Genomic DNA, 22,015 nt, shown 5'->3' with positions numbered 1-22,015 from the left:
TCGGGCATCCGACGAGACCCGATAGCCGCAAGCGCCCTTGCGGGCACCGCGGTGCTCAGAAAAGCGTCGGCTGCCCCTGATCGATCTCTTCCGGGATGATCGACCCGGGCGACGGCGACGGCCGCCGCGTCGACCGTCGGTCGCCCTGCCCGATAGCCGAACTGCGGATGCCGCCGGATGCGGCGTCTTCGATGCCGCGCTGCAGGCCGTGCGCCCGTATGAGCGGCTGGATGCGCGCCGCCAACCACTTTCTGTACTCTTTCGGCGCATAGCTGTTGGTGCCGTAGTACATGCGCCCGTACTGCTCGACGAGTTCGGGATGCGCAGACTCGAGCCACCTGAAGAACCAGGTCTTGACTCCCGGTCGCAGATGCAGCGCCGTGTAGAGAACCGTGCTCGCGCCAGCGGCCTTGATCTGACGAAGAGCGTCGTCGAGATGCGCCTTGGTGTCTGTGAGGTAAGGCAGGATCGGCATGAGGAACACGCTGCAGTCGAGGCCGGCCTCGCGCACCGCCGTGACGGTCGCCAGGCGTGCCCTGGTCGAGGGAGTGCCTGGCTCGATCGACTGCTGCAGCTCGTCGTCGTAGATCGCGATCGACATGGCCAGGTCGACCGGCACCTGGGCGCTCGCCTCGACCAGAAGCGGCAGGTCCCGCCGCAGCAGAGTGCCCTTCGTCAGGATCGAGAACGGCGTGTGCGACTGCGTCAGGGCCTCGATGATGCCCGGCATCAGCGCGTACCTGCCCTCAGCCCGCTGATAGGGGTCGGTGTTGGTACCAAGCGCCACCGGACTGTGCTGCCAGGCGGGTCGCCGGAGTTCTTTCTCGAGCACCTCGGCAACGTTGAGTTTGACGATGAGCTGGGCATCGAAATCCGCACCGGCGTCGAGGTCGAGATAGGTGTGAGTCTGTCGAGCGAAACAATAGACGCAGGCGTGACTACAGCCTCGGTACGGGTTGATCGTCCAGCCATAGGGCAGCACCGCGCTCGGCCCTGGAATCTTGTTGAGAGCGGATTTCGCGAGGATCTCGTGAAACGTCACGCCTGCGAACTCCGGTGTTTGCACCGAGCGGACGAGGTTGTTGAGCTTCGCCAAGCCCGGCAGTGCCGAGGGTTCCGTACTTGATAACGCTTGACCGCTCCACCGCATGCATGAAGTCGAACATACATTCGAAACAGAGTCAACCGGCTACGGTGTCGACGTCGCCCGAGCCCTTCGACGATCGATGTCTGCGATCGCGTAGGCAGCAGAAGGATTGCGACCCAGCTTCTGTCGGAGCGCAGCAATCATGAGGTGACGAAGATGACTGCCCCGCCCTGCCCTCAGAACGCGCGCGCGGAAGCGATACGCATCCATATACGCCATGCGGGGAGCCCAGATGGGCTGCGGGCGGCGGGCCGATACTCCGCGAGTGAGATGGAGGAACGCCTGCGTCGAGGCGATCGACGACAACAGGTCTATGCCGATGGCCAGCGAGGGCAGCGACACCGATTCCCCGGCGCCGTCCGTGCCCTGCACCGCAGCGAGCGCCCGGAGGTCGGAGTACGGCGGCACGTAGGGCAGGCTCCTGGCAAGATCCATGCTGTGGCCAGCGACCTCGTCGAGCGGCATGCGCTCGTCGAGGCCCATGAATCGTTCGAACGTCCACGGGCCGGCAGGAGCGAACGACGTGACCTGCGCCGCGAAGCCGACGTTCATCGCCATGAGATCGGGGATGCTTCGCGCCCTGGCAGCTCGCGCGACCAGGACACCGATCTCGGGCTGGGTCGACTCGGACTCGTCGACCACGAGATCGGCGCCGGCCATGAATTCGTCTACCGATTCCGGAGTGACCCCCTCGGTGAAGACTGCGACTCTGGCCTCGGGATTGATGTCGAGCACTCGATCGCGGAACACCTCAGCCTTATTGCGCCCATAGGTGGATACTGCGGCTCCGTCGACACGGTTCGCGTTCTGAGGCTCGAATGTCTCTGGATCGGCGACGTTGAACCCCGACACACCCATGCGGGCGAGCTTGAGGCCGAACTGGAACCCTCCCCCGCCTGCGCCACAGATGGCCACCGTCGATCGGATCAGAGCCTTCTGCTCGTCCTCGCTCCAGAAACCGTAGTTGCGAGCGAACTCAGGAGAAAGGAATGTGCGAGCCACTATGCGGCGCTCGTCCTGGCACTCGGGATACGCCCGACGAAGACAAGCGAGGGTTCCGACTCAAGCAAGTGTTCGACGAGGTCACTCGTGCGACCGGTGACGGTCGCCGTCGACGAGGCGACGTCGATCTCGATCGGTACGTTGTAGTCGAGGTAATGCTCGATGAACCTCACGTCTCCGATGCGGTCGATCGTGATGATGCTTCTGAGGCGTCTCTCGAGCCATGGCTCGATGATGGCGAACGCGCGACCGAGGCCGTGGTTGGTGACGTACGCGAGCATCAGGGCGAAGAGATACCACTGGATGGTGTCCTGAACGGCAGCCTTCTGATGACGGGCGATCACTCTAGAGACCTCCACCGCGTTCCACGGCAGCGGTCCGTCGGCGAAGGCGTCCCGACAGAACTCCTCGACGGGCAGAGGAGTTCCATGGAGCGAATCCCCGGGGCGTGGCTCTCCCCGCACGATGAGTCGAGATACCCCGACCACGCGGGTGCCGTCGGGATGGTTCTCGAGCACGCAGAAGGTGATGGAACGAGAATCGTCGGCGTCTCGGTCGGTGCCGTCCGGCAACAGGTCCTTCTCGGAGAGCTGGCCGGTCTGGTCGACATAGACGCGTCTTCGGAGATGGAAGTGAGCCATGTATTCGGCTTCGAGGCCGGGGACAGCAACCCCATCGATGGCAAGAACACCGAGCGCCAGACGTGAATTCGGAGAGGAATCGAAAACGGTGGATGACACCACCGGAATCACTGCGTCATTTGTGACGGTCTGATCAACGTGCGACATACCGCCCCTACTTCATGAGTTCCGTGGCACAGAGCGGACTTTCGTGCAACCGCGCCCCCTTTGTCCCGTTCACGTCCGATCCTATTGCAGGCTCGCCGACGTTTATCGACCGATGGGTGGCGCAACCCGCCAGCGACTCTTCGCGGGCCTGCAAACTTGGTAGTCTGATCAGCGAATAACAGTGACCCGAGGGGACGCCATGCCAGCTGGAGACACACCGGCTTTTTCGCTTGCGCGCACGAGTGGCTCCCACTCGGAGGAGCGATCGCGCGTCCTGTCTATCGCGATCCAGCGAGTCAGTACGTCTGGTCTCGACGTCGGCTTCGAGCAAGCGATTCTCGATGAAATTATTCGCGAAGCTGAGGTTTCCTCGCGTGTCGCGACGCGTATCTGGCCTCGACACGAAGATTTCGTCTACGACCTGTTCACTGAAATCGCGCAACAGACGCGACGCGACCTGACAGACACCGAGACCCTCGTCGCGACATGGGGATTCCTGGGTTCGCGACTCAACGACCTCCGTACGCCCGAGGGGCGTCGCAGCATCATGCTCGACGTCGTGCGCACGGCAGCGGAGCAGAACCTCGAAGAAGTCGCCACGTCAGCGGCGTGGCGGAGTTACGCGAGCCTCTCCCTGACGATTTTGTCGCGGCCAGACAGCGCGGGTCGCTCTGCGGTTCTTCAGGCCCTGCGCAACAGCGAGCTCGCGTTCATCGACACGATGGAGATGTTCTACCGCAACATCATGGCGACGGTCGGCTACCGACTCAAAGAAGAGTTCCACAACGACTATCACCCGTTCGTCGTCGCGACCGCTGCGGTCGTCGAAGGACTCGGCATCTCGCGCACGACCGTGCCCGAGGTCGTCGACTCGCACTTCTCGCGCTCGGGTGAGAGCGAGGGCAACTCCTGGTCGCTCGTGTCGCTCGCATTCGTCGGCGTGATCGAGGCCTTCGTCGAGTTCGACCCGGACTACGAGCCCGAGGAAGCAATCTCCCGCCTCAGTGGCGGCGTCGATGTCACTCCGAGCCCGGCCGAGAACCCGCAGGGCTATTAGCGCGCGTCCGGGTCGGTGAGGTATCCGTCTTCGGCGGCTCGACGCAGCAGCTCATCGCGTGTGTCTGCACGCCGACCCTGCTGGTCGTAGCTCGCCCGAATCGCCTTGAGCGCTGTTCTGATCTTCTCGAAGCGCACGCCTTCGATGAGAGCGATATCGACCGTGCTCTGTCCCGCGGAGTAGAGGCGAAGCACGCGTTTCTGCCAGTCGTCGGGCTCAGCGATCGGTGACGCCACTCGCGGGGATGGGCTGGACGCGGCGGCCTCGGTATCGCCCAGAACACGCTTCACGGCGTCGAGAACCGCTTCTGCCGGTCGCGATTTCGGCACGAAGGCGTCAGCACCAGCCGCGAGGGTCTCCGTCTCAGCCTCTCGACTCCCGTCTGTGCTCATCACGACGACGGCCGCGCCCGCGTCTTTGCACTCACGGACGCGCCTCCGCAGGGTCGGCGTGGAGTCCATCTGGCGCGCCATGATGACGACATCGGGCGGAAAGGATTCGTGCTCGACCAAGCCCGTCCACGAGCCCGACACGGCGATCACATCGAAGTCCGGAGCGTTGGTCTCGAGCCACTGGGCGAGACCATCGACGATGAGGACGTGATCATCGACGAGAGCGATCGTGCGTCTGGAGGTGCCGTCCGTCACGAGATCACTGCCGCCGTGCCGAACTTCCGGATGCGGTCCATCGTCTGCCGGAACGACTGCGGCCTGCCGAAGTAGTATCCCTGGGCGCTTCTCACTCCGAGTTCGACCATCACATCGACCATATCGGGGCTCTCGATTCCCTCGACGATCATCGTGTAGTCGAGATTGTCTCCAAAGCCTTGGAGCGCCTTGATCACCTCGCGTTGCCTCACGTCGCCGAGATCGTCGATCAGGCTCTTGTCGATCTTGAGGATATCCATAGGGAACCGAACCAGCGCGCCGACCGACGAGTCGTCCGAACCGTAGTCGTCGAGGGCGATGATGACTCCGGCATCCTGCATCGCCTCAGCCTCGCGCCGAAGGTCGTCGGTGACCGAGCGCAACGATCTCTCGTTCAACTCGATGCACATCGAGACGTTCGGATGCGATCCAGCGACCGCCCTGATGAACGGCCCGAGATGATCCTCGCTGATCTGGCCCAGGTCGAGGTTCACGGTCATACACGCGATGCTCGGTTCCACGGCGTGGAACTTCTCGGCGGCATCCATTGCTTTGACGACGACCTGCCTCGTCAGCTCGTCCATCAACCCGAGGCTCTTGGCCCGAGCGACGAGCGACGACGGCGAGATGGGGCCCAGTTCGGGGTCGATGTAACGGACAAGCGCCTCGAAGGCCCAGATGCGGCCCTGGTCGATGCTGACGATGGGCTGGAATGCCAGCGTCAGACGGTTTTCGGTGATGGCACGAGCGATGATGTCGTTGGTTCTCGTCGATCTGTGCGAGGCGACGCTCACGCTGCTGCCGTCGAGCGTTCCCCCGTGCCGCCGGGATCGTTTGACCTGCAGCATGCTTCGGTCCGCGTCGACCACGAGGAGCTGGGCATCGATCTCGCGATGCCCCGAGAAGGCGAGGCCGGCGCTCACAACAGGTCGGAATTCCTGACCGTCGAGCATCAAGGGCATGTTGATCTCTCGGATGATCGTGTCTGCGATGTCCTTGCTCTGGTCGACGGTCTGGAGCTCCGTGAGGATGACGACGAATTCGTCTCCGCCGATGCGTGACACGAAATCTCTGACGCCGACCGAGTTCCGCAGACGGGCCGCGACGGCCTTCAGGAGCTCATCGCCCGTGTGGTGTCCACGCGAATCGTTGAGCTTCTTGAAATTGTCGAGGTCGATGAAGAGAACCGCGATACCCGAGTGATACGACCTGTTCTCGTTCGCTTCGACCAGAGCAGACTGAAAAGCGCCGTAGTTGGGCAGTCCCGTCATCGGATCGCTGTTCGCCCGGCGCTCGAGGCTGTCGACATCGTTCTGGATGCGCACGGTCTCGCTCGCCATATGTGCGAGGGCGGTCAGCGCTTGCTGCTCCTCCCCGCCCAGAGGCGGCGCGCCCAGGCGACGGGAGGCGACGATGTACTCGTCGAGACCGGATTCGAGGCGCACCCGAGAACCCATCTCGCCAGGCCCGGGGGGTGCGGTGCGCACCTCCGTCTCGCTCGCCCGGAGAACCATCTTTGCGCGAAGCTCGAGTGCCTTGCGCAACCCCACCTCCGTTGCCCAGGGCAGGTCCACCGCGGCGGTGACGACTCCACCGAGCAACTGATGCACTCTGCGGAACTTCGTCCTCTGCGCTATGACGAGAAAGAGTGTCGCCGCCAGAAGCAACACGAGGGGGCTGAGCCGCGCCTCGCTATCTCGCTCGAGCCACGGGATCACCGTGGAGTCGACCGCGTTCATCGCCGTCGAAACGGCCGCCACGAGAACGACGCTGCCGGCGATGCGCATCGGGCTCAGCGCCGACACACCGAACGAGTGGTCGACGTTCCAGCGGCCGCGATTGCGGACGAACTCGAGGACCAACGCGATCACGAAGTATGCGAGCGTCGCCAGGGTGTACGCCACCACCGACCAGACTCCGGCGCGCGCCAGCTCGTTATGGACGACGACGAAGGCCAGGCCGCTGACGACGCTGATCCCGACGACGTATAGGGCGACGACCACGTTTCGCAGCACGATCAGCTGCGAGATCATGATGCCGACCGCCCAGACGGCCACGGTGAGAAGATAATCGGGTCGCGCCTGCGGGATGGACAGGAGCGCCGCAGCGACCCCGAGCATGGGCAGTCCCCCGATTCGCCCTGACGGCATACGCAGGTGCGCACACATGATGCACCCCAACACCGTGACCAGCTCTTCGGTCCACGAGTAGGGCGAACCCACGACGACCCCGACAATCGCGTAGACGAGAGCGGCGACGGCGAGAACCACGAACGGCGAAGCGAAAATACGGTCGAACAGTGACAGCTTGAAGCGGTTGACCATCAGCACGGGTCTCCTCGATCGAGGCGCCCTGCCCCTCAGGAAGCGAGGTGCAGTGCCTGCGCGGTGCTCTTCAGCACCTTTCGGGCCGTCGCCGGCGAGTCGGTCAATCGCGTGCCGAGAGAGGGGATCATCGAGCGGATCTGGGGCAACCAGCGCACATAGTCGTCGGGGAAACAGCGCTCGAGGATGTCGAGCATGATCGGAACGGCGGTTGAGGCGCCCGGCGACGCGCCGAGCAGACCGGCTATCGAGCCGTCTGCCGAAGCGATGACCTCCGTGCCGAACTGCAGAACACCGCCCCGCTTCGAATCCTTCTTCATGACCTGCACGCGCTGGCCCGCGGTGATGAGGTACCAGTCGTCAGGATTCGCCGTGGGCATGAATTCCTGCAACGCCGCGAACTTCTTCTTCTTGCCCGCGAGCAGCTCGCCGACGAGGTACTTCACCAGATCGATGTTGTCGCGCGCGACAGCGAGCATGGGGCCGAGATTGTGTGCGCGGATGGACCCGGGCAGATCGAACCACGAACCCTTCTTCAAGAATTTGGGGCTGAACCCTGCGTACGGACCGAAGAGCAACGATGCCTCTCCGTCGACGACGCGGGTGTCGAGGTGCGGCACGCTCATCGGCGGTGCCCCCACAGCGGCCTTGCCGTAGACCTTCGCTCGATGCTCCGCCACGACGGCCGGGTTGTCGGTCCGGTAGAACTGGCCACTGATCGGGAATCCGCCGAAGCCGCGGATCTCCGGGATGCCGGACTTCTGGAGCAGGTGCAGCGCACCGCCCCCAGCGCCGACGAAGACGAAGCGGGCGTTCACCGTCGTGGGGGTCGATCCGACAAGCTCTTTGACAGAGACGTTCCAGGTGCCGTCTTTCTGACGGCGGAGGTTCGACACCGAGTGCTCGGTCTTGAGGCTGGCGCCTCGACTGGTGAGGAAGTCGAAGAGATGGCGTGACAGGGCACCGAAATCGACGTCTGTGCCGGCCGTGATGCGAGTCGCGGCGACCGCCTCGTCTTTTTTGCGCCCACGCATGAGAGTCGGAGCCCACTCGTAGATGACCGCGGGGTCTTCGCTGTACTCGATGCCCTCGAAGAGCGGTTCGTCGCGCAGCACGTCGAACCGCTTTCGCAGGTACTCGACGTTCTTCTCGCCCCGAACGAACGTCATGTGCGGCGTGGAGTTGATGAACGTCGACGGATCGGGGATGTCGCCGTTCTCGACGAGGAACGACCAGAACTGTCGGCTGACCTGAAACTGCTCGTTGATGGCGACGGCCTTCGACGCCTCTACCGTGCCGTCGGGGTTCTCGGGCATGTAGTTGAGTTCGCAGAGCGCCGCGTGGCCCGTTCCCGCGTTGTTCCAGGGGTTGGAGCTCTCACCCGCCACGTCGCCCAGTCGTTCGAAGATCCTGATCGTCCAGTCGGGCTGAAGGATCGAAAGGAAAGTGCCGAGCGTGGCGCTCATGATTCCGCCACCGATCAGAACAACGTCTACGGGTTTTCCTGCTGCGCTCACACCTCCCATGATACGGCCGCCTGCTCGTCTGGTGACTCGAAGCGGAAGGTCACGACCAGTGCGTCGTCGACGGTGCGCGCGTCGGCCTCCTGGAACACGAGGCGCACCATGCGCAGAAAGGGCGCCAAGGCGGTGAGTACCGGCACTCCCGTTGGACGGACGAATTCGATCCGCCCCCAGGCATCCGTACCCCGGCGCTCGAGCGTGAGGCTTCTCTCCCCGAAGCCGCCGTCGTGTTCGTCTACCGCCCCGATGAGTGCTCGTAGGGCTGCGATCTGGCGCTCGTCGAGGTGCGCCGCCACGCCCTGTTCGTCGCTGTATCGATCGACCAGATCTGCGAGTGTGCCGCGCGAGATGCGTTCGACGATCGCCCGGCGCAATTCGGATGCGAGTTCGGTCGCGCGGACGGCATCTCCCGACTTCAGGGACGCCGACTCAGCGAGGCGGGCGAGGAATGGCACCACATCGCGACGCAGCGCGCCGAGCTCGCCCATGGCATCCGTCTCGGCGAGGCGCTGCAGCACAGCGCTCTCGTGCCGCATCCGCTGCGCCTGCGCCTCCTGTCTTGCTTCTTCGAGACTCGCGACGAGACTGCGCGAGTACGCCGCCGACGCGAGTCCGATGGCGATGCTCGGGGCGGCAGCGACCAAGGCCAGGAGGCCGAGTGTCCCCGCGCCCTCAGTACTCATGTTCTGCAGGAAGGCCAGGCCGAACGTGACCGAGACGGCCTGCACGGTGAACCAGAGGATCTCGGAGGAACGCCTGTATGGTCCTGCCAGAAGGAGAGCCAGCCCCAAACAGACGGCTCCCCAATCGTCGCGGATGAGCGTGTTCGTTCCGAGCTGGCTGAGTGAATTGAGTAGGCTCGCCAGCATCACGCCGCCCAGGAAGACCTGGAACCTCGCGAACGACACGACATGCCCGAACGGGTCGGCCGCACGAATGAAGTACACGTACGTGGCTGCGAGCACGACGGGGGCGAGGAAGCCCACGACCGGCAGAGAGATCTGCTCGCGCCCGGTCGGAGTGAGAGACAGCGCAATCGAGAGAGCCACGCTGACCGCGCCCATCGCGACGACGAACATGCGCGCCGTCACCCGCGATACCGGGTCGAGCTCGGCGGCGGTCGGATGCGACGACGACGTCATGAGCCGCCTTTCGGCACCGTGAGAAGTACGGACGTGCCCGCGCCCCGCGTCGACCAGACGGTCGCGGATCCCCCGACCCCGAGCATCCGATCGTGCACGGAGAGGCGCAGGCCGAGCCTGTCGGAGGGCGTCGCGGAAACGGAGAAACCCCGGCCTGCGTCGGCGACGGTTGCGGTGACGTCGCCGCCGGACGCCACGATGGCGAGCTCGGCCAGCGACACACCCGCGTGGACGACGACGTTGACGAGACACTGCTCGATGGCGGCGACGATGGCTTCGTGGGCCGCGGCGTCGAGGGTCTCGAGCTCGTGGACATCGCCCGACACGACCACGCGGAGCCCGCGCGATCCGACCCGGGCCAGCGCGCTCGTGAGTCTGCTCTCGCTCGTCGACTCGATCAAGCCGGGTATCGCAGCGCTTCCCGGGGCACGGAGAAGCTCATCGCTCCGCGCGAGAAGGTCTAGATCTCGGCGGATGACGGCGAGATGTCTCTCGGGGATCGGGCCCGGCTCTAGCATGGCGATGGCGTGCAGATCGCCCAGGACGGTGTCGTGGAGAAGACTCGACGCGTGTCCGAGCAGGCGGGCTTCCTCGTCAATGCTCTGCTGTTCCTTCGCTGCACGATCGAGGGCCGGCGCCTCCTGCACAGCGTTTCGTCGAGCAAGCCACAGGACGATCAACAGGACGAAGACGGCGATGACCGACCCGAGGGCGGTGAAGTCGACGACGATCTGACGTTGCCCGAGCTCGGTGCCGAGCACAGACGCGGTAGACGTGGCCGCATAGCCGAGGCCGCACACGAGGAGACAGGATGCGAGCGAGCGTCGCCCTACGCCGGATACCGTCGCTGCGACCACGGGAAGACTGAGAACGATGCTGTCGGACTTCTGACTCGACGCGAGCAACGGGTCGACGCTGAGGGCGTAAGCGAATCCGGCGCCGCAGACGACCAGCAGTGCGATGACGGTCTCGAGTGCACCGTGTCGCCGCTGGAGGACGTAGGCGCCGGCGCCCAACACGGCAAGAGACAGAACGGGAACGAGCGCCCGGGCGACGCCCACCTCGCCCTCGGCGACCGGAACTCTGACCGAGAGGACGAGGACGATCGCCGCGGCGGCGGCAAGCAGGATCGACGATAGCCAGACGCTCGCATGGCTGAGGGCGCGGCTCGTGAAAACCCCTTCAGCGTCTGTGCCGAGCAACAGGGCGGTCAGGACACGAGCCCGTCTTCCGCAGCCCGGCGGATGAGATCCTGCTTGGACCGAGCGGGACGCCCCGTGGCCGCATAGTGGTCGCGAATGCGCGACAGGTCGTTCTTGACCGCTTCGAAGGAGATGCCGAGCTGCAGCCCGATGTCGACGGGACTCAGACCATCGGCGTAGAGGCGGAGCGTGTCGAGCGCGGTGTCGACTAAGGCCGCTTTGCCCTTCTTCTCCGACCAGGCCGTTCGCACAGCATCGAGCACCGCATCTGCCGGCGACGACTTGGACACGAATACCGAGGCACCCGCGGCCAACGAACGCTCGCGGATCTCGTCGGTGTCGATCGCGCTGACCACGACGACGAGGGCGCCTGCGGCAAGGCACGTTCTCACCCGGGTCTCGATCGAGATCGGTTCCTGCAGCTGCAGATCCATCACCACGACGTCGGGCGCGAAAGCGGGGTGCCGGATCATCTCGAACCATCCCGTGACGCTGATGACGACATCGAGATCTGACGCGTTGCTGAGCATGTACGTGGTGAGGCCATCGAGCAGGAGCTCGTGGTCGTCGACGATTCCGACTCTGCATGACAGCACGGTCGACTGCACTTCCACGTTCTCCCCTTGAATAGGCTTTTGCGCACACGCAAACTCCCCCCAGAGGCGCACTGTCACCTCACACTACTCGCTCGACGAGCCCCGCGCGGGGCGGCGTTTGCGCGCTCACAGCCCTCGGCTGTTCAATTCGTCGTCCATGCGCCGAGCCATCTGGGCGTACCCCTCGTCATTCGGGTGGAGGCCGTCGTCCGCCATCCACTCCGGGTGCCCCTCGATCCAATGAGAGGCGCCCTCGATGTACTCCGCCCCGATGACCCGCGCTTCGGCGGCGACCCATCCGCTGATCGTCGCCAGGCTCTGCGGCCGCTCGTCGGTGTACCAGAACGGCTCGACCACGATGATGCGCGTCTCGGGCAGAGCGCTTCGCAGCTTCGCGAAGTCGGAGACGATAGCGGAATGCACCTCGTCTGATTTCTCGGGCATCGAGAAGTTGTCGTTGAGACCCATCGTGACGAAGAGAATGTCGGGGTCGGATGCGATGACGGCGTCGACGAGGTCGCCGCCCTCCGGCAGCCGGTCGCGATTGTTCACGAAGCCCAGCCCGTTGACGCTCGGGTTCACCTCGTTCCATCCTCGCTCGGCGGCGATGATGCTCGACCACCGTTTGCTCGGATCGCTCGCTCCCGTGCCCAAGGTGTAGGAGTCCCCGTAGAAGGCGACCACCGGCGCTCCGGGGATGCGGGTGTCGTCCGATGACTCGGTCAGGGCTCCGGGCCCCATGGATGCACGCACGACTGCTCCTCCGATGATGACCGCGAGCACGGCAAGGGCAACGATGATGACCGAGGCTCGTCGTGAACTCATGGCGTCTATTCGCAGCGGGTCCCGCCTACGGATTGCCCGCTGATGCTCAGCGCCTCCGCTTGCGGTCTGGCTTGCCGTTCGGGCCGTAGACGATGATGCCGGTGACCGGGATGAGCGCGAACCACAACCAGCTGTAGCTCCAGCCGAATCCGCTTCCGGTCACGAAGAACAGGGCGAGCGAGACGAACGGAACGATGGCCATGACCGTAGTCCCGATCCGGCTCGGCTCCTTCGACTGCGGATCCTTCCAGCCTTCGGTGGCCCTCGCGGGAGACTGCTGCGCCGCCGGCGTCTGGGCCTGCGGTGCGACTCGCTCGATCTCAGGGGCGCCATAGACGGGCACATCGTCGGCGAGCCGGTCCGTGACGGGGTGCTCGGCCCCCTCGTCGGCGAAGATCGTCGGCGCGGATGCGGGGGCGGGCGACGACGTGCGCGCCGGGCGCGCCGCCTCGCCGACAGAGGCGGGGAACGTCGTGGCCGGCAGGTCGTCGAAGAGCGGCGCGAGGTCACCCCGCGTCACCGCGTTGCGCGCGGCTTTGCTTCGCTCCGTGAACTCGGCCTCTGTCAGTCGCCCCTCGGCCACGTGTTGGCGCAGCTCCGTCACCGCGCGGTCACGCTCGGCCGTGCTGAGGCGGTAGGTGGGGTTGCCCGAGTAGTCCGGAATGCTCATACCGCCATTGTCTCAACCCGCGCCGGTGCGCGCATCCCTCGAACAACGGATGCGCGGCGCAGCGCGGCCCTAAGCCGAGACGGCGACCGAACGCTCCGAAGCGATGAACTCGGCGATCTGCACGGCGTTGAGAGCAGCACCCTTGCGGAGGTTGTCGTTGCTGATGAAGAGGGCGAGGCCGCGACCCGCCGGGGCTCCCTCGTCGGCGCGGATGCGCCCCACGTAACTGGGGTCGTTGCCCGCGGCCTGCAGAGGTGTCGGAACGTCGGAGAGTTCGACGCCGGGAGCGTTCGACAGAAGCTCGATCGCTCGTTCCGGGCTCAGGGCCTCGGCGAATTCAGCGTTGATCGAGAGCGAGTGCCCCGTGAACACGGGAACGCGCACGCACGTACCGCTGACGAGCAGCTCGGGCAGCTCGAGGATCTTGCGGCTCTCGTTGCGCAGCTTCTTCTCTTCGTCGGTCTCGTTGAGACCGTCGTCGACGATCGAGCCGGCGAGCGGGATGACATCGAACGCGATAGGACGCACGTAGGTCTGGGGCTCGGGCATCGAGACAGCATCTCCGCGGTGCACGAGCTGCAGGAGGTCGGGGTCGGCGACGGCGGCGCGCGCCTGGCCCGCCAGTTCTTCTGCTCCCTTGAGCCCACTGCCCGATACCGCCTGGTAAGTCGAGACGATGAGTCGTGTGAGGCCGGCCTCGGCGTGCAGGACCTTCAGCACGGGCATGGCGGCCATCGTGGTGCAGTTCGGGTTGGCGATGATGCCCTTGCGCGCCTCCGCGATGGCGTGCGGGTTGACCTCGCTGACGACGAGCGGCACGTCAGGATCCATGCGCCACGCGCTGGAGTTGTCGATCACGAGAACGCCGGCGGCGGCGAAGCGCGGCGCCTGGGCACGAGATCCGGTGGCCCCGGCAGAGAAGAGGGCGATGTCGAGGCCGGTCGGATCAGCAGTCTCGATGTCTTCGACGACGATCGGCTCTCCACGGAACTCGAGCGTCGTGCCCGCCGACCGGGCCGTGGCGAAGAACCGGATGCTCGCAATCGGAAAGTCGCGTTCCTCGAGCAGACGGCGCATGACTGTGCCGACCTGTCCGGTCGCTCCGACAACGCCAACGTTCAATGCCTGTGCAGCCACAACTTGTCCTTGAGGTATCTCAGCCGCGTGGCACCCCCAATAAGAGGGGCGGCACACGCGCGCATAACGCGGCCGAATGCCACGCTGCCCAATGTTACCAAGGCATGCAGAGGGCAGGAGGCCGACCCGGACCAGAAGTGGCGACGTGCCGATCGTGACATTCCTTCACGAAAGGGCTGGTATTCCTCTGAGAGGCGTGCCTATGCTCAGGTAATCCCAAGGTTTTGAGCACCGTCGCTCTGGCGGTACCTGAGCAGAAATGAGTACCACCGTGAAATCCAGTAGCACCCTCGTACGTGGCGCGGCCATCGCGGTCGCCACGGCCCTTGTGGCCGGCTCCGCTCTCCTTGTCGGAGGCGCCGCTTCCGCTGACACCATCACCGTGCCGCAGGGCCAGACTTTCCCGGCAGAGTCGCCGGCCCTCGCTGGCGAGCCCGGCTACAACTACAACACCTGGCACCAGGGTTACACGACGGCTCCTGCTCTTCCGCAGACGGTCGAGGCCGATGGCCTGCACATCTCCGGAGTCTCCCAGATCCTCAAGGGCTACGACACTGCCCGGACCGCGACGACCTTCAGCAGCGTCATCGCGGGCGCATCCGTCACCAAGACCGGCGACGACGTCTTCCTGCAGATCCCTCTCTTCAACACGCCCGGCACCCGCACCGGTTACACGACGCTCTATCCGACCGTCGCCGGCAGCCTCGACACCTGGACCACGACGAGCGCGATCGTCGGAGACGACGCCAGCGCCTACCCCGCCGGCACGTCGACCCTCACCGTCGCACAGCTCGACGCGGCCCTCAGCACCTTCGATGTGCTGGGCGCCGGAGTTCTGACCACCGCGGGAACGGCCGCGGTCGTCAGCTCCTTCTCGCTCAACGGCGACACCTACCAGTTCGCCGCCCCGGTGGCGCCGCCGGTCGCCCCGAGCGTGACCATCACGCCGACGACGATCACCCCCGCTGACTTCGTCGACACCACGAAGGGCTTCACCGTGAACATCGTCGGCTTCCAGCCGAACGAAGAGATCACCGTTGGTCTTACTCTGCCCGATGGCACGGTCGTCGGATTCGCCGATGGCGCCAACGTGTTCACGGTCGGTGCTGATGGAAGCCTGGTTCTGCCGAACCTGGTTCTCACGGGCAGCGGTGCGCCGCAGCTCGGTGTCTACACCTTCAGCGTCACCGGCACGGTCACCGCCGTGCAGACCGCCACCATCACCGTCGCGAACGCTGCTGTTGTTGCAGACGCTCCGAAGCCGCAGCCGAAGCTCGCCAACACCGGAATCAGCGACGCACCGATGTTCGCTTCGGCCGGTCTCGGTCTGCTGCTGATGGGCTTCGCCGCATTCGCCATCACGGCGGTCAACCGTCGCCGCCGCAACGCGTAGTCACACGCACTAGAACAAGAGAAACGGCCCGTTTCCCCTGTGGGGAACGGGCCGTTTCTCTGTGCATGAAGCAGAGCGTCGTCTCCGGTGCCCCGGAAAGAACGAGCGGTGGCGGCGGCTAGCGGCCCGTTCCGCCGTGGACGATCGCCTCGGTGTCGCTGTCGAGGCCGAAGGCGGTGTGCACGACACGCAGCGCGTCGTTGATGGTGTCGGCGCGGGTCACCACCGAAATGCGGATCTCACTCGTGGAGATCATCTCGATGTTGATGCCCGCCTCGTAGAGGGCGGTGAACAGGCGTGCCGAGACACCGGCGTTGGTTCGCATGCCGGCGCCGACGAGCGCGAGCTTGCCGATCTGGTCGTCGTACTGCAGGCCGACGAAGCCCACGTCGTTCTGGTCGGCGCGCAGCGCGGTAAGAACCGTCTGCCCCTCGGTCTTGGGGAGCGTGAACGAGATGTCGGTGAGGCCCGTCGACGCCGCCGACACGTTCTGCACGATCATGTCGATGTTGGCACCCGTCTTCGCGACGAGGTTGAAGATCTGCGCGGCCTTGCCCGGGATATCGGGAACTCCGACGACGGTGATCTTGGCTTCGCCCAGGTCTGTCGCGACTCCGGCGATGAGTGGCTCTTCCACGACATTCTCGCTCTCTGTGGGGAGGCCCTCGCGAGGGTTCTCCGATGGGTTGTAGACGATGGTGCCCTCGTTGTTGTTGAACGAGGAGCGCACGTGAAGGGTGACGCCGTGGCGGCGGGCGTATTCGACCGCTCGAATATAGAGGACCTTGGCTCCGTTGGCAGCCAGCTCGAGCATCTCTTCGCTGGTGATGCGGTCGATCTTCTTCGCCTTCGGAACCACGCGGGGGTCGGCGGTGAAGATACCGTCGACGTCGGTGTAGATCTCGCAGACGTCGGCGTCGAGGGCCGCGGCGAGCGCGACGGCGGTCGTGTCGGAGCCGCCGCGACCGAGTGTCGTGATGTCTTTGGTGTCGCGGTTGAAGCCCTGGAACCCGGCGACGATCGCGATCGCGCCCTCGTCGAGAGCCTCACGAAGCCGCACCGGCGTGACGTCGACGATGCGGGCGGAGCCGTGTCGGGCATCCGTGATCATGCCGGCCTGGCTGCCGGTGAACGAGCGCGCCTCGTGGCCCAGGCTCTTGATGGCCATGGCAAGGAGCGCCATGGAGATTCGCTCGCCCGCGCTCAGAAGCATGTCGAGCTCTCGGGGCGCCGGCATCGGCGTGACCGCGTGAGCCAGGTCGAGCAGCTCGTCGGTGGTGTCTCCCATGGCCGAAACCGCCACGACGACATCGTTGCCCGCCTTGCGGGTCTCGACGATGCGCTTGGCGACGCGCTTGATGCTCTCGGCATCGGAAACCGATGATCCGCCGTACTTCTGCACGATCAAGCTCACGTAAACACTCCTGAAATGACGAGGATGGGTCCAGCGTGCAATTCTAGCGGGCGCGCAGGCTCAGCCTTTTGCCTTGTCATAGCTGTCGACGATCGCGACGCTCACGGGAAACTGAACCGGCACTGCTCCGAACAGGATCGTGCCGGCTTCGTCTGCCGCCGTGCGCACCTCGGCCGCCACCGCGTCGGCCAGCCCGACCGGCGTGTGCACCACGATCTCGTCGTGCAGGAAGAAGACGAGATGTGGTCGTTCGCGAAGAGGCAGCTCGGGTCCGAGAAGCGCGAGCCGTCGACGAAGACCCGCCATCCAGGCCAGGGCCCATTCGGCGGCCGTGCCCTGCACGACGAAGTTGCGCGTGAAGCGTCCCCAGCTTCGCCGCGCCGTCTTCGCCCGAGTGCGCAGCACCTCGGAAGCACCCTCTTGTCGCGCGTCATCCTGCAGTTCGAGCCACTCGCCCGAGGGCCTGGGAGACGTGCGACCGAGATGAGTCGAGACGACGGCGCCGCTCTCGCCCAGCCTCGCGGCCTCCTCGACGAATCGGATGGCGTCGGGGTAGGCCCGCGCCAGCCGGGGAAGCATGCGACCGCTCTCGCCCGTCGTTCCGCCGTACATCGCGCCGAGCATGCCGACCTTGGCGTGCGCGCGCGTATCGACGGCGCCGGATGCGACGATGCCGTCGTAGAGGTCACGGTCGCGGCCGGCTGCGGCCATTGCTCGATCGCCCGACATGGCCGTGAGGATGCGCGGCTCGAGTTGCGCGGCATCGGCGACTACGAACGTCCACCCCGGGTCGGCGATGACCGCGCCTCGAACCTGGTGGGGCAGTTGCAGCGCTCCCCCGCCGTCTGCGGCCCAGCGGCCGGTGACCACGCCGCCCGGCACATACACGGGGCGGAACCGGCCGCCGTCGACCCACGTGTCGATCCAGTTCCAGCCGTTGGCGGTGAGCAGTCGAGACAACTTCTTATAGGTCAGGAGGGGCTCGATGGCCGGATGCTCGTGGCGCGCGAGTTCCCATCGGTTCGTGCTCGAGACATCGATTCCCGCCCGGCGCAGCGACTTGACCAGCTCGACGGGCGAATCGGGATTCGCGGCCGGGTCGTCGAGCGCGGCGCGGATCTCGAGGAGCAACTCGTGCATGCGGGCGGGTCGCTGGCCCAGCGGCGGGCGTTCTCCCAGAAGTTCCACGAGCAGCTCGTTGTGCCGAGAGGCATCCCACGGCAGTCCCGCGAACTGCATCTCGATCGCTACGAGGCTTCCGGCCGACTCCGCCGCGAGCAACAGCGACAGGCGGTTGGGGTCGGCCGAGCCGGCAACCGCCGCGCGCTGCAGCCGGAACTCCTCTACGGGATCGGCTTGCGCTTCGTCGTCATGGCCGCGCTGCAAGCCGAGATCGAAGAGGGTGTCGGTCTCACCCTGCTCGGCCCAGGCGCTTGGGGCGTCCCACGACGACGGCGCGGCACGGGCGAGTTCTGACTCCGCCGTGGCCGCCGCGTTGCGCAGAATGGTGTGGCACAGCCGCAGGTCGACACAGCGTTCGACCTCGACCTCTGCTTCGAGCAGAACCGGGTACCACCGCCGAGTGTCGTCCCAGACCCAGCGCGGCGAGTGCTTCTCGCGCTGCACGACGGCCTGCGGAAAGTCGTCGCGCGACACTGTGAATGGCGGGCCGAGAAGCCTGCCCGCCTCGTCGAGCTCGGTGAGTGTTACGGCACCATCTGCGTCAGCGCCGAGAGCCGCACCTCCCGTATGAGCACTGACCGCGATGTGCACGGTCAGCTCTCGACGAGCCGGCGCCCCTCGAAGGCACGGCCGAGGGTGACTTCGTCGGCGTACTCGAGATCGCCGCCGACCGGGAGCCCGGACGCGAGGCGGGTGACCCGGATCTGCAGCGTGTTCAGCAGGCGCGAGAGGTAGGTGGCCGTCGCCTCGCCCTCGAGGTTGGGGTCGGTCGCGATGATGACCTCGGTGATATTGACGTCGGCCAGACGCTGCATGAGTTCGCGGATGCGGAGATTGTCGGGGCCGATGCCGTCGATCGGGCTGATAGCCCCGCCGAGCACGTGATAGAGGCCCCGGAATTCTCTGGTGCGCTCGATGGCGACGACGTCTTTGGCCTCCTCGACGACACAGATGACGGTCTGCTGGCGGCGAGGATCGCGGCAGATCGAGCAGGTCTCCTGCTCCGACACGTTTCCGCAGATCGAGCAGAAGTGCACCTTGTCGCGCACTTCGATGAGCACCTCTGCGAGACGGGTCACGTCGAACGACTCGGTCTGCAGAATGTGGAATGCGATGCGCTGCGCCGACTTCGGACCGATGCCCGGAAGCCTGCCCAACTCGTCGATGAGCTCTTGGACGATGCCTTCGTACACTTAGCCGTCGCTTCTCTGCGGGTTGCGAGGAGCTACAGGCTGCTCCTCGATGAAATTGGCGCCCAGGATCTCGCGCACGACTGCCTCGCCGTAGCGCTGGCGACCGGAGTCTGTCGTCGCCACGGGTGCCGGGCGGGCCGGCGGCGTCTCCGGGCGCCCACGGGTGAAGGTGGGAACAGCGGGCGTCTCGTCAGCGGGGCCCGGCCTCTGCGCAGTGGACGGCGGTGACATCGGCGCGGCCGTCGATGGCGCGGGCCTGAACGCCGGTTCACGGAAGTCGGGCTCGGGTTCGCGATCTTCTTCGGGCACAGGCTCGCCTGCGGCATCGGGTGTGGGCTCGGACTGCGGGATGGCCACGACGGCCCACGAGCTGGTGACCGCAGCGGGCTTCTGCGGCGCGCCCGTCACCTCGGGGCGCACCTCTGGCGCGCGCACCGCGTCTGGTGCGGATGCCGGTGCCGCCGCGGGTGCGCGCTCCGGCGACCGGGCCGCGTTGGCCTGAGGTGCGGCGGCAGCGCCTGGCTGCTCTACGCGAGCGATGTACTTGACGCGCACGCCGAGCAGGTCGAGGATTGCCTGACGCAGGATCTCACTGACGCCCTGCCCGGGCGCCTGCTGCTGCTTGAACTGGTTGACGTCGTTCTCACTGGGGAAGGCGAGGGTGAGCACGTCGTTCTCGAAGGCGCGAACCGTCGCAGTGAACACGACGAGCCACGCGCTGCGCTTGGCCTTCTGCACTGCTTCGAGGATCTCGGGCCATGTGTCTCGAACCTGCTGCAGCGTAACGGAACCGGCCGGGGCGACGGGCCGCACCGGAGCGACAGGCTCAGTCTTCTGCGGTTCGGCCTGCTGGGCTTCAACCTGCTGCGGTTCGGCCCGCTGCGGTTCTGCCGGCCGCACCGACCCGCCGGCGGCGTCAGTCGACGGCGCGGGTGCTGCCTCAGGAGCGGAGGTGGCGGTAGCAGCGCGCTCTGCAACGGGCGCAGCTGCGGGTGCGGTTGCTGGTTCTGCGACGACAGGAGTGGCTCGCGAAGCGGGAGCCGGAGCACGCGGCGCGTCGGTCGTCTCGACCCCGACTCGGCGCTCGAGTCGCTCGATACGAGCCAGCGATCCACGTTCTGTGTCGTCGCTGGCAGGCACGAGAACTCTGGCGACCATCAGCTCGAGGTGCAGACGAGGGCTGGTGGCACCGGTCATCTCGGTGAGGGCCGCATTGACGATGTCGGCCGTGCGCGACAGTTCGGCGTGGCCGAACTGCTGCGCCTGGTGGTGCATGGCCTGCAGCTCGTCGGTGGGGACGCCCCGCAACACTGCTCCGGCGGCCTCGATACTCGTCGTCGCACTGACGATGATGATGTCTCGCAGGCGCTCGAGCAGGTCTTCGACGAAGCGGCGGGGGTCTTGGCCGGTCTGGATGACGCGGTCTACGGCGCCGAACGCCGCCGCCGCATCGCGCACGCCGATGGCATCGATCACCTCGCCGAGCAGAGCGGAGTGGGTATAACCGAGCAGCGCCACGGCGCGCTCGTATTCGACCGTGTTGTTCTCGGAGCCCGCCATGAGTTGATCGAGAAGCGAGAGGGTGTCGCGGGGCGATCCGCCGCCGGCACGCACAACGAGCGGCAGCACTCCCGGCGCGACCTGCATGCCCTCGCTGTCGCACAACTGCTGCACGTATTCGAGCAACTGGGCCGGAGGCACCAGCCGGAACGGGTAGTGATGGGTACGCGATCGGATGGTGCCGATGACCTTGTCGGGCTCGGTGGTGGCGAAGATGAACTTCACGTGCTCCGGCGGCTCTTCGACGATCTTGAGCAGTGCGTTGAAGCCCTGCGGGGTGACCATGTGCGCCTCGTCGAGGATGAAGATCTTGAAGCGGTCGCGGGCGGGCGCGAAGACCGCCCGCTCACGGATGTCGCGCGCGTCGTCGACGCCGTTGTGGCTCGCGGCGTCGATCTCGACCACGTCGAGCGAACCCCCGCCATCGCGCCCGAGCTCGACGCAGCTGGGGCACACGCCACACGGCGTATCGGTCGGACCCTCGGCGCAGTTGAGGCAGCGAGCGAGGATGCGGGCCGAGGTGGTCTTGCCGCAGCCGCGCGGGCCGGAGAAGAGGTAAGCGTGGTTGACCCTGTTGGTGCGGAGCGCTGTCATAAGCGGATCGGTCACCTGCGACTGGCCGATCATCTCGGAGAACGCCTCAGGTCGATAGCGGCGGTAGAGAGCGGTGACCATGCAGCAATCGTAACGGTCGCCGCCGACACCGTGCCCGTCGCATCCGGCGCCTGTGAGCGGAACGGCGTCGGGGAGAATGGTGCGATGCAGATTCGCCCTTTCTCCCTCGAAGACACCGATGTCGTGATCGAGCTGTGGACCTCCGCAGGACTCGTGCGGCCCTGGAACGACCCCCGCAAAGACATCGAGCGAAAGCTGACCGTGCAGCCGGAATTGTTCCTCGTCGGCGAGGCGGACGGTGTCGTGATCGCGGCGGCGATGGTGGGGTACGACGGCCACCGAGGCTGGGTCAACTACCTGGCCGTGTCGCCCGGTTCACGAGGGCTCGAGTACGGCCGACGCATGATGGAGGAGGCGGAGAGGCTGCTCGTCGAACTCGGCTGCCCGAAACTCAATCTTCAAATCAGGAGCGACAACGCAGAGGTGCGCGCGTTCTACGAGCACCTGGGGTACACCGAGGATGCGGCCGTCAGTTACGGAAAGCGCCTCATCGCCGACTGACGAGGCCTCGACCCTCGGATTCACTACTGAGGCGCCC

At 65.8% G+C, this 22,015-nt stretch carries 20 protein-coding genes; 4 read left to right on the top strand and 16 right to left on the bottom strand.

Annotation, left to right across the window (positions count from 1 at the left end):
* Nucleotides 1-55 precede the first annotated feature (55 nt).
* Genes CCK87_RS01910 through CCK87_RS18515 form a run of 3 tightly spaced genes read right to left on the bottom strand, consistent with a single transcriptional unit; the run spans nt 56 to nt 2,493 of the window.
* Complete coding sequence (locus tag CCK87_RS01910; RefSeq protein WP_086459814.1) at nt 56-1,150, bottom strand: Rv2578c family radical SAM protein; 1,095 nt, start codon at nt 1,148-1,150, stop codon at nt 56-58.
* A gap of 39 nt (nt 1,151-1,189) precedes the next feature.
* Nucleotides 1,190-2,149 carry a ThiF family adenylyltransferase gene (locus CCK87_RS01905; RefSeq protein ID WP_086459813.1) on the bottom strand — a complete coding sequence of 320 codons (960 nt, stop codon included), beginning with the start codon at nt 2,147-2,149 and terminating at the stop codon, nt 1,190-1,192.
* Nucleotides 2,149-2,493 (bottom strand): hypothetical protein, encoded by a 345-nt coding sequence (locus CCK87_RS18515; RefSeq protein WP_249273727.1) that lies wholly within the window; start codon nt 2,491-2,493, stop codon nt 2,149-2,151. Before CCK87_RS18515 ends, CCK87_RS01905 begins: the two co-directional genes overlap by 1 nt.
* Nucleotides 2,494-2,577: 84 nt before the next feature.
* On the opposite strand from CCK87_RS18515, the gene CCK87_RS18665 reads away from it, so the two are divergent.
* A complete protein-coding gene (locus CCK87_RS18665) occupies nt 2,578-2,856 on the top strand; it encodes a hypothetical protein (protein ID WP_349289979.1) in 279 nt (92 codons plus the stop codon).
* Nucleotides 2,857-3,136: 280 nt separating this feature from the next.
* Nucleotides 3,137-3,994: a hypothetical protein gene (locus CCK87_RS01895; RefSeq protein ID WP_249273663.1), complete on the top strand. Its 858-nt coding sequence runs from the start codon at nt 3,137-3,139 to the stop codon at nt 3,992-3,994.
* Here CCK87_RS01895 and CCK87_RS01890 read toward each other — a convergent pair.
* The 9 genes from CCK87_RS01890 to CCK87_RS01850 all read right to left on the bottom strand — a co-directional run bounded on the left by CCK87_RS01890 (nt 3,991) and on the right by CCK87_RS01850 (nt 14,060).
* A complete protein-coding gene (locus CCK87_RS01890) occupies nt 3,991-4,641 on the bottom strand; it encodes a response regulator (RefSeq protein ID WP_170927109.1) in 651 nt (216 codons plus the stop codon). The two genes, CCK87_RS01895 and CCK87_RS01890, sit on opposite strands and share 4 nt — an antisense overlap.
* Nucleotides 4,638-6,965 (bottom strand): EAL domain-containing protein, encoded by a 2,328-nt coding sequence (locus tag CCK87_RS01885; RefSeq protein WP_086459810.1) that lies wholly within the window; start codon nt 6,963-6,965, stop codon nt 4,638-4,640. The genes CCK87_RS01890 and CCK87_RS01885 overlap by 4 nt, the downstream gene beginning before the upstream one ends.
* A gap of 35 nt (nt 6,966-7,000) precedes the next feature.
* On the bottom strand, nt 7,001-8,482 hold the full coding sequence (locus CCK87_RS01880; protein ID WP_283160423.1) for a malate:quinone oxidoreductase: 1,482 nt from the start codon (nt 8,480-8,482) through the stop codon (nt 7,001-7,003).
* The gene (locus tag CCK87_RS01875) at nt 8,479-9,630 is read right to left on the bottom strand and encodes a hypothetical protein (RefSeq protein WP_086459808.1); all 1,152 of its coding nucleotides are present in this window, start codon (nt 9,628-9,630) and stop codon (nt 8,479-8,481) included. Before CCK87_RS01875 ends, CCK87_RS01880 begins: the two co-directional genes overlap by 4 nt.
* Complete coding sequence (locus CCK87_RS01870; RefSeq protein ID WP_086459807.1) at nt 9,627-10,832, bottom strand: hypothetical protein; 1,206 nt, start codon at nt 10,830-10,832, stop codon at nt 9,627-9,629. The genes CCK87_RS01875 and CCK87_RS01870 overlap by 4 nt, the downstream gene beginning before the upstream one ends.
* An 8-nt stretch (nt 10,833-10,840) precedes the next feature.
* Nucleotides 10,841-11,446, bottom strand: coding sequence for a response regulator (locus CCK87_RS01865; protein WP_170927108.1), 606 nt, complete (start codon nt 11,444-11,446; stop codon nt 10,841-10,843).
* A gap of 108 nt (nt 11,447-11,554) precedes the next feature.
* Nucleotides 11,555-12,253: an SGNH/GDSL hydrolase family protein gene (locus CCK87_RS01860; RefSeq protein ID WP_249273662.1), complete on the bottom strand. Its 699-nt coding sequence runs from the start codon at nt 12,251-12,253 to the stop codon at nt 11,555-11,557.
* 46 nt (nt 12,254-12,299) lie between these two features.
* The gene (locus tag CCK87_RS18505) at nt 12,300-12,923 is read right to left on the bottom strand and encodes a DUF1707 domain-containing protein (RefSeq protein ID WP_249273661.1); all 624 of its coding nucleotides are present in this window, start codon (nt 12,921-12,923) and stop codon (nt 12,300-12,302) included.
* 69 nt (nt 12,924-12,992) lie between these two features.
* On the bottom strand, nt 12,993-14,060 hold the full coding sequence (locus CCK87_RS01850; RefSeq protein ID WP_283160422.1) for an aspartate-semialdehyde dehydrogenase: 1,068 nt from the start codon (nt 14,058-14,060) through the stop codon (nt 12,993-12,995).
* Between the two features lie 271 nt (nt 14,061-14,331).
* Here CCK87_RS01850 and CCK87_RS01845 point away from each other — a divergent pair, with 271 nt between their 5' ends.
* A complete protein-coding gene (locus CCK87_RS01845) occupies nt 14,332-15,453 on the top strand; it encodes a hypothetical protein (protein WP_140162739.1) in 1,122 nt (373 codons plus the stop codon).
* Between the two features lie 118 nt (nt 15,454-15,571).
* Here the strand turns inward: CCK87_RS01845 and CCK87_RS01840 are convergent, their stop codons facing one another.
* Genes CCK87_RS01840 through CCK87_RS01825 form a run of 4 tightly spaced genes read right to left on the bottom strand, consistent with a single transcriptional unit; the run spans nt 15,572 to nt 21,477 of the window.
* Complete coding sequence (locus CCK87_RS01840; protein WP_086459804.1) at nt 15,572-16,867, bottom strand: aspartate kinase; 1,296 nt, start codon at nt 16,865-16,867, stop codon at nt 15,572-15,574.
* Nucleotides 16,868-16,927: 60 nt separating this feature from the next.
* Nucleotides 16,928-18,640, bottom strand: a complete 1,713-nt coding sequence (locus CCK87_RS01835; RefSeq protein WP_249273660.1) for a bifunctional 3'-5' exonuclease/DNA polymerase — start codon at nt 18,638-18,640, stop codon at nt 16,928-16,930.
* Nucleotides 18,641-18,642: 2 nt separating this feature from the next.
* Nucleotides 18,643-19,242 (bottom strand): recombination mediator RecR, encoded by a 600-nt coding sequence (gene recR / locus CCK87_RS01830; RefSeq protein WP_044441714.1) that lies wholly within the window; start codon nt 19,240-19,242, stop codon nt 18,643-18,645.
* Nucleotides 19,243-21,477: a DNA polymerase III subunit gamma and tau gene (locus tag CCK87_RS01825; protein ID WP_086459803.1), complete on the bottom strand. Its 2,235-nt coding sequence runs from the start codon at nt 21,475-21,477 to the stop codon at nt 19,243-19,245.
* Nucleotides 21,478-21,561: 84 nt separating this feature from the next.
* Between CCK87_RS01825 and CCK87_RS01820 the strand changes: the two genes are divergently transcribed.
* On the top strand, nt 21,562-21,978 hold the full coding sequence (locus CCK87_RS01820) for a GNAT family acetyltransferase (RefSeq protein ID WP_086460324.1): 417 nt from the start codon (nt 21,562-21,564) through the stop codon (nt 21,976-21,978).
* The last annotated feature ends 37 nt before the right edge of the window (nt 21,979-22,015 follow it).

This window comes from Agreia sp. VKM Ac-1783 (assembly GCF_900177765.1).
In the GTDB taxonomy this organism is placed as follows: domain Bacteria; phylum Actinomycetota; class Actinomycetes; order Actinomycetales; family Microbacteriaceae; genus Agreia.
Note: the sequence above shows the minus strand (reverse complement) of the source record. Positions and strands in the feature narration are given on the sequence as shown.

Coding starts and splice junctions, on each gene's coding strand:
- CCK87_RS01895 (WP_249273663.1), top strand. CDS start 3,137: ATGCCAGCTGGAGACACACCGGCTTTTTCGCTTGCGCGCACGAGTGGC.
- CCK87_RS01825 (WP_086459803.1), bottom strand. CDS start 21,477: ATGGTCACCGCTCTCTACCGCCGCTATCGACCTGAGGCGTTCTCCGAG.
- CCK87_RS18665 (WP_349289979.1), top strand. CDS start 2,578: ATGGAGCGAATCCCCGGGGCGTGGCTCTCCCCGCACGATGAGTCGAGA.
- CCK87_RS01910 (WP_086459814.1), bottom strand. CDS start 1,150: ATGCGGTGGAGCGGTCAAGCGTTATCAAGTACGGAACCCTCGGCACTG.
- CCK87_RS01860 (WP_249273662.1), bottom strand. CDS start 12,253: ATGAGTTCACGACGAGCCTCGGTCATCATCGTTGCCCTTGCCGTGCTC.
- CCK87_RS01820 (WP_086460324.1), top strand. CDS start 21,562: ATGCAGATTCGCCCTTTCTCCCTCGAAGACACCGATGTCGTGATCGAG.
- CCK87_RS18505 (WP_249273661.1), bottom strand. CDS start 12,923: ATGAGCATTCCGGACTACTCGGGCAACCCCACCTACCGCCTCAGCACG.
- CCK87_RS01875 (WP_086459808.1), bottom strand. CDS start 9,630: ATGACGTCGTCGTCGCATCCGACCGCCGCCGAGCTCGACCCGGTATCG.
- CCK87_RS01885 (WP_086459810.1), bottom strand. CDS start 6,965: ATGGTCAACCGCTTCAAGCTGTCACTGTTCGACCGTATTTTCGCTTCG.